Below are 6,511 nucleotides of genomic sequence, written 5' to 3'. Positions count from 1 at the left end.
CCTTTACCGGCCCTGCCGCCGTCTGGAAGACGACATCTTTCTGATATGCACGCGCTTTTAGTGAAACATAAGCGTCTTTAACGCGCTTTTCAGGCACGGAATCGCGACCATTGATATCGCGCATTTCGTTGTAATCGATGACTTTATAGTCGCCATTATCGGCGCTGCTTAGCACGCCCGGATAGGCGAAATAGTCATCCTTGAACGGAGGGAGCGATCCTTGGGCAAAAGCGGATGTTGCAGTCAACAGCAACAAACCCGCCAATAATCCAGCCCGCTTGTTCATTCTCCCTCCCTCAAACAATTTCAGAGTTCCAGCGTATGATAGCGGCGATTGAGATAAATCAGCGCTTCTTCGTCTGCATTCGAACGCAAGCCAACGACCTCGCCAAACAGTACATGATGCGTGGAATGCTCCTGCACACTTGTCACACGACAATCAAAAGCTGCCAGCGCGCCTTTGAGTACAGGTGCACCCGTATCGATTATGTCCCATTGTGCCAGCTCGAAACGCTCGTCTTGCGTAAGCCCTATGCGCCCTGAAAACGCATCGGCAAGCTGCTGATGTGAGCCTGCCAGCGTATTAACCGCAAACACGCCGTTCTTGATGAAAAGCAGGTTCTCTTCGTGCATTTTCTGCAGGCATATCAGCAGAGTTGGCGGGTTATCCGAAACTGAACAGGCCGCAGTTAAAGTAAGTCCGCGCCTTCCGGCAGCACCTGCGGTGGTAACAACCTGCACCGCACCTGCATAATGACTCATCGCATCGCGGTAAGTCTTCGGCTCGAGCGATACAGTATTTGAGGTAGTGTTTTTATCCGTTTGCACGTCAGCAAGCATCCGTATTGTCTGCCAGGCTTCCTGAAATCAATATCTGATTGCCTGTATACATATACGGGCATTGCACAAAGGCGAGGAAACCGCTACCCACTTTTCGTTCAATTAGCCATGAAATGTTTGAAGAAGATAAATCGCGTGATCAAGCCAGAGCAATTGCCGGAAAGACATGAAGCGGTTTTCCGCCCGGAATTGCGCGTTCTCAACGGGACGAAACTCTTCGCCATAGCGCTATCGGCTTTCACAATGCTTTGCCTTCCAGCATCAGCGCAGGAAAATGCGACTGAAATCCGCATTGGAATGGCAGCACCTTTGAGTGGCGGCTTTGCCCCGCTTGGAAGCCAGCTGGTAGAAGGCGCCCGCGTGGCGGCCAGTGCCAAGAATGCACAGCTCGTCGTTGCAGATGATCGCTGTGATGCAGAAGGTGGCAAAGCCGCTGCAGAAACCTTCATCAAAGAAAACGTCCAGATCGTAACCGGGTTTCTCTGTTCGGAATCGCTGGAAGCAGCACTTCCCGTTTTGAGCCAGCGCAATATCCCTGTTATCGCCTCAGGCGTCAGCGAACAAACCCTTACAGAAAAGCGTGCAGCAACGCCTTTTCCGGTTTACCGCATTACGACGGGGCTGGACAAGGAAACGCGTGCTACGGGTAGCTTTCTGGCAAGCCTATGGCGCTCCCAGCCCTTCGCGGTCATAGACGATGGTACGATTGAAGGCCGCGAACGTGCGGGGCAGGTTTTGGCTCACCTGAAGGACCAGCAGCTTCAGCCTGTTTTCACGGATACATATCGCCCCGGCCTCGAAAGCCAGAACGCGCTTGTTGCACGCCTGCGTCGTGCAGGAGCAACGCATGTTTATGTCGGTGGGGAACGCGACGACATTGCAGCTATTGGCACAAGTGCCGTGGCACTTAAATATCCGCTGGTGATCGCGGGCGGCAGCGTCCTCAATGCAGCGCCGGGCGCTCAACCACTGAGCACTGAAACCCTGATGATTGCACCTTTGAAGCCGCAGGATCTTTCGACAGCAAAAACGGCGGTCGATGCCATCAGTCAGGCAGGCAAACTGCCGGAAGCTTATTCCGTCACCGGTTTTGCTAGCATTGAACTCGCGACTTCCGCGATCAGCAAAGCTGGGGAACAAAAGCAGCCGCTTATTGATATCTTGCGCGACAGCTCATTTGAAACCGCGCTTGGCACAATCAAATTCGATGGTAACGGTATGCGCAGCGACAATCCAAATCGTCTGCAGCGCTATGATGGAACGCATTTTATAACAGCCGACTGATAAGCCCGATCAGGCTAGCAGCGATAATAACCCCGGTCATAACGCTCATACTCGACCAGAAAAGCGAAAGCGCAGCATCGATATCGTCTGCATCAGCTTCCCGCTTACCTTCACCATAAAACAGCGGTGCTTCGACCTTTTCCGATCCATATTGGCGCGGTCCGGCAAGTGCCAGCTCAAGCGCACCTGCAAAGGCCGATTCCGGCCATCCAGCATTGGGCGAACGGTGCAGCCGCGCATCGCGCCACATGACGGATAGTGTTCTTTTCCCGGCTTTTTTATCAACCGTAAACGCAGCAGCTATTGCAGTCAGCAAACCAGTCAATCGTGCTGGAATATAGTTTGCAACATCATCAAGACGGGCAGCGAAGCGCCCGAAATGACGATAGCGGTCATTGAGATGACCGATCATCGAGTCTGCCGTGTTGATGAGTTTATAAGCGAAGAGCCCCGGCAAGCCGGCGACGAGAAACCAGAAAGCAGGAGCAACAATGCCATCCGACGCATTCTCGGAAAGGCTTTCGATCGCTGCGCGACTGATACCGCCTTCATCGAGCTGATCCGGGTTACGTCCGACAATCATCGAAACCGCTTTGCGACCACCTTCAATACCGTCTTCACGCAACCCAGAGGCTACCGCCCGCACATGATCGGCAAGGCTTTTCTGGGCCAGAAACACTGCGACGATGGTGATTTCAACCAGCGCGCCCGCTGTCCCCAGATAAGGCAGCAAATATTCTAGCGCCAACCCTACCACAATACAGGAAATTACCAGTCCGATTATCAGCCACATGCCATTGCTGCGCAGTGCATTGACGGAAAGACTGTGATCGTTGAGGCGTTTTTCACCCCAGCTGATTGCCTTGCCAAACAGAACCACCGGATGCGGAACTTTCTGCCAGAGCTGTGGCGGATCACCCACCACACGGTCCAGAACAAGCGCTAAAGCAAGAATAATCAGCTTTATTTCCATGGACTTGATGCGCTTTCCTGAATCACTTTTTCAAGCGGAGAGTATCCCGCAATGCCTGTTCCAATCGCATAACGCCCGCCTGATCAGGCGCTAGTCCTATGCGCAGCCAGCTTGGTGCATAGGCAAACTTTCGGACAAGAATATGCCGCTCACAAAGTGCATCGTAAATTGCATGAGCATTTTCATGTTCAACGAGCGAAAACAACGCTGTGCCACCTACTTCCACGAGCTGACAATGTGCGAGCGTCGCGGCGAGCTCTGCCCGTCTTGTATCAATGCGTCCGTGAAACGCCTCAAGCTCAACACCACTTTCGAAAGCATGGAGTGCAATCGCAAGCGTTGGCCCCGCCACGGCCCATGGACCGAGCCTGCCTGCAACGCGCTTCACAAGCGCATCATTTGCAAGCAGGAACCCAAGCCGAACGCCTGCAAGGCCAAAGAACTTGCCAAAGGATTTCAACACGACCAGCGGCGCATTCGCAGCATGTCTTGCAATGCTCACCTCCGGATGCGGATCAGCAAAAGCCTCATCCACAACTAGAAAGCCACCACGCTCGCCCAACTTTCGCGCAAGCCCCAGCAAATCAGGCCGCGCAACAGTCCGGCCATCCGGGTTGTTCGGATTGACGATTGTGACCACCAGCGCATCCTCCGGGATGTCGTCGAGCGTCGCACATTCGATCACATTCCAGTTTGCCGCTTCAAAAGCTGCCGCATGTTCCTGATAGGTCGGACCCAAAATGGCGACCGTGGCAGGCTCAAGCAATGTCGGAATAAGCTGAATAAGCGCCTGCGTTCCCGGGCTGGCAACGATTGGCGCATTCTGACCGGCTTCGTAATAGGAACGCGCCGCAGTCAGAACCCGCAACAATAGCCCCTCATCCGGCAAACGGTTCCACAAGGGCGCAGCCAGTTCCGGCAGAGGAAAATGTTCGGGATTGATACCCGTTGAAAGATCAAGCCAGTCTTCGGCCTTGCCGCCAAAGCGCGCAATAGCCTTATCCAGCGCTCCGCCATGCTCAATAGTCATGTTCAGGCATTCTCTCCGGAAAAATCAATCACATGCATGAAGGAGCCAGCAACTGAACCAACGCGAAGTCCCGCCTCTCCCAACTCTTCACCCAACGCATCGCGGACGCGGAACAGCCGTTCGGCCTCACCTTCAAGCACAATACTGGCATAGTGAAACTCATGAGCCGAAAGCGGCAACTGCCATGGCGAACCCGGCAAAGGTTCCAGTTTGCGATAGCCAAGGTGCATTTTGCGTTTGGCAAAGCTTGTTTCAAGCGGAAGCAGCCCAAGCATAGGATGCTTCACGCAAGACGAATCTTCCAGCGTCTCACCCAGCACCATATAGCCGCCACACTCGCCGTAGATACGCACACCACGATCCGCAGCGCGTCTCATGCTCTGCTGGAAATGCTTCGCTTGGCTCAGTTTTGCGGCATAAAGCTCAGGATAACCGCCCGGCAGATAAATGGCGTCAACGCTTTCATCGGGCGCTTCATCAGCAAGCGGTGAAAAGAATGAAAGCTCGGCACCACGCCTGCGCCAGCCTGCAAGTAGATGCGCATAGGCAAAGGCGAAGGCGTCGTCTCGCGCTACTGCAATGCGGTTTCCAAGCGGCGTGAGGCGAGGAACATTCGCCATAGCCTCATGATGCTTTGGCCGCGACCAGATATGCTCTAAAGCGCTTAAATCAATACGCGCATCAACCACATCCGCAGCGTACTCAAGGAAACGCTCCAGATCGGCATGTTCTGCTGCTTGAACGAGACCCAAATGCCTTGAAGGCAGAACCAGCGCTTCATCGCGCGGAATTACGCCCAGAACGGCAATACCGAGCGGTTTGATCGCTTCGCGCAGCATGGCCTCATGTCTGCCGCTGCCAACCCGGTTAAGGATGACCCCGGCAATCAGCACATCTTTGCGAAACTGGCTGAAACCTGAAATAAGTGCAGCAATGGAATGGGATTGGCGTGCGCAATCAACCACCAGAACAACTGGCAGATCAAGAGTTCGCGCCAAATCTGCCGACGCACCCTTTCCATCGAGCGCTCCGTCGAAAAGCCCCATCATGCCTTCAACAACAAGCAGCTTATTGCCTTCGGTCATACGGGATGAAATGGCACTGATAAGCTCTGGCCGCATGGCCCAGGGATCAAGATTAAAGCAATCCACACCGCTGGCAGCCTTATGGTAGGCAGGATCTATGTAATCCGGACCAGCTTTCGCAGATGCAAGCGCCTCGCCGCGCCGCTTTAGAGCGCGCAGCAGCCCAAGCGTCAAAGTGGTTTTGCCTGAACCGGAAGCCGGCGCTGCAATCATGAAACCCTTCATGCGCTCTTTTCCCTGCTAAGATGAAGCGGATCGCTTGTCAGTTTTCGACCCTGAGATGCACCGGCCCAGTCAAGCCCCGCACGCAGCTTCACAACCTCTCCCACAACCACGATTGCCGGTGGCTTGAGACCCGATGCTTCTACATCTACAACCGCGCGTGACAATGTTGTCTCCAGAACCACCTGTTCAGGCAAACTGGCATTGCAGACAAATGCGACCGGCTCATCTGGCGAGCGTCCTGCTGTCATCAGACGCTCTGTGATGAGGTCGATATGCTTCATCGCCATATACATCACAATAACCGGAGAAGACTGAGCAATGCCCTCCCAATTAATACGATCTGGCATCAGCCCTGTTGCATCGTGGCCCGTGAGGAATGTAACTGATTGGTTGATATCGCGATGCGTGGCCGCAATTCCTGCATAGGCAAGACCGCCGATACCCGCTGTAATGCCTGGCACAATGCGAAACGGCACGCCATGTTCGACAAGCGTCAGCGCCTCCTCGGCACCGCGCCCAAAAACAAATGGATCGCCACCTTTCAGGCGCAGAACCTTCTTGCCTTCTTGAGCCAGTTCCACCAGTCGAAGCGAAATATCGCGCTGCTTTGGTGAAGGCTTGCCGCCGCGTTTGCCTGCGTATTCAACAATTGCGTCATCGCGCTTGAGTGAAAGACAGGCTTCATCAACCAGCGCATCATAGACAATAACATCCGCTTCCCGCAGCGCGTTGACTGCATGCAATGTGAGCAGGCCCGGATCACCCGGCCCGGCACCAACAAGCCAGACGTGCCCGGGCTGTATCGCGGGCAAGCTGACTTTGCTCTTCGCAACGATACATTCCGGCGCATGTTCAGGCTTATTCATCGTCATCAACCATAATTCTATCTAGTGGTCTAATTCCAAAATTTACCACCATCGGTTACCAACGCTGAGAAATTTTGGAATTTAAAAGATCACTAGCATCTCTATGAACCTAGTGGATTTTTCGAATTTTACGTTTGTTACGACGCCTACTTCAGTAGAAATACAAACGTAAGATTCAATCCACTAGCGGCACAGCTATCAGATACAT

Annotated in this window: 6 protein-coding genes and 1 pseudogene; 1 reads left to right on the top strand and 6 read right to left on the bottom strand. The window is 53.8% G+C overall.

The genetic code is table 11. The features are described from left to right. Together RT142_RS09085 and RT142_RS09080 are read right to left on the bottom strand one after the other, a co-directional pair. A pseudogene (locus RT142_RS09085) lies at positions 1-286 on the bottom strand (hypothetical protein); the annotation flags it as partial. Between the two features lie 20 nt (positions 287-306). After that, entirely contained in the window at positions 307-840 is a 534-nt protein-coding gene (locus RT142_RS09080; RefSeq protein ID WP_064320752.1) for a flavin reductase, read from the bottom strand. Positions 841-948: 108 nt separating this feature from the next. On the opposite strand from RT142_RS09080, the gene RT142_RS09075 reads away from it, so the two are divergent. Beyond that, the gene (locus RT142_RS09075; protein WP_407975641.1) at positions 949-2,124 is read left to right on the top strand and encodes a branched-chain amino acid ABC transporter substrate-binding protein; all 1,176 of its coding nucleotides are present in this window, start codon (positions 949-951) and stop codon (positions 2,122-2,124) included. On the opposite strand, the gene cbiB is transcribed toward RT142_RS09075, so the two are convergent. Genes cbiB through cobA form a run of 4 tightly spaced genes read right to left on the bottom strand, consistent with a single transcriptional unit; the run spans position 2,108 to position 6,303 of the window. Then, positions 2,108-3,097, bottom strand: a complete 990-nt coding sequence (gene cbiB, locus RT142_RS09070) for an adenosylcobinamide-phosphate synthase CbiB (protein WP_112805795.1) — start codon at positions 3,095-3,097, stop codon at positions 2,108-2,110. The genes RT142_RS09075 and cbiB overlap by 17 nt on opposite strands. 22 nt (positions 3,098-3,119) lie before the next feature. Next, the gene (gene cobD, locus RT142_RS09065; protein ID WP_112805793.1) at positions 3,120-4,133 is read right to left on the bottom strand and encodes a threonine-phosphate decarboxylase CobD; all 1,014 of its coding nucleotides are present in this window, start codon (positions 4,131-4,133) and stop codon (positions 3,120-3,122) included. Further along, positions 4,130-5,437 carry a cobyrinate a,c-diamide synthase gene (locus tag RT142_RS09060; protein ID WP_313028384.1) on the bottom strand — a complete coding sequence of 436 codons (1,308 nt, stop codon included), beginning with the start codon at positions 5,435-5,437 and terminating at the stop codon, positions 4,130-4,132. The genes cobD and RT142_RS09060 overlap by 4 nt, the downstream gene beginning before the upstream one ends. Then, positions 5,434-6,303, bottom strand: coding sequence for a uroporphyrinogen-III C-methyltransferase (gene cobA, locus RT142_RS09055; protein ID WP_112805883.1), 870 nt, complete (start codon positions 6,301-6,303; stop codon positions 5,434-5,436). The genes RT142_RS09060 and cobA overlap by 4 nt, the downstream gene beginning before the upstream one ends. Positions 6,304-6,511: the final 208 nt, after the last annotated feature.

The organism is Brucella sp. (assembly GCF_032066345.1).
GTDB classification, from domain to species: domain Bacteria; phylum Pseudomonadota; class Alphaproteobacteria; order Rhizobiales; family Rhizobiaceae; genus Brucella; species Brucella pseudogrignonensis.
The sequence above is the reverse complement of the archived record's forward strand: the minus strand, read 5'-3'. Positions and strand labels throughout refer to the sequence as shown.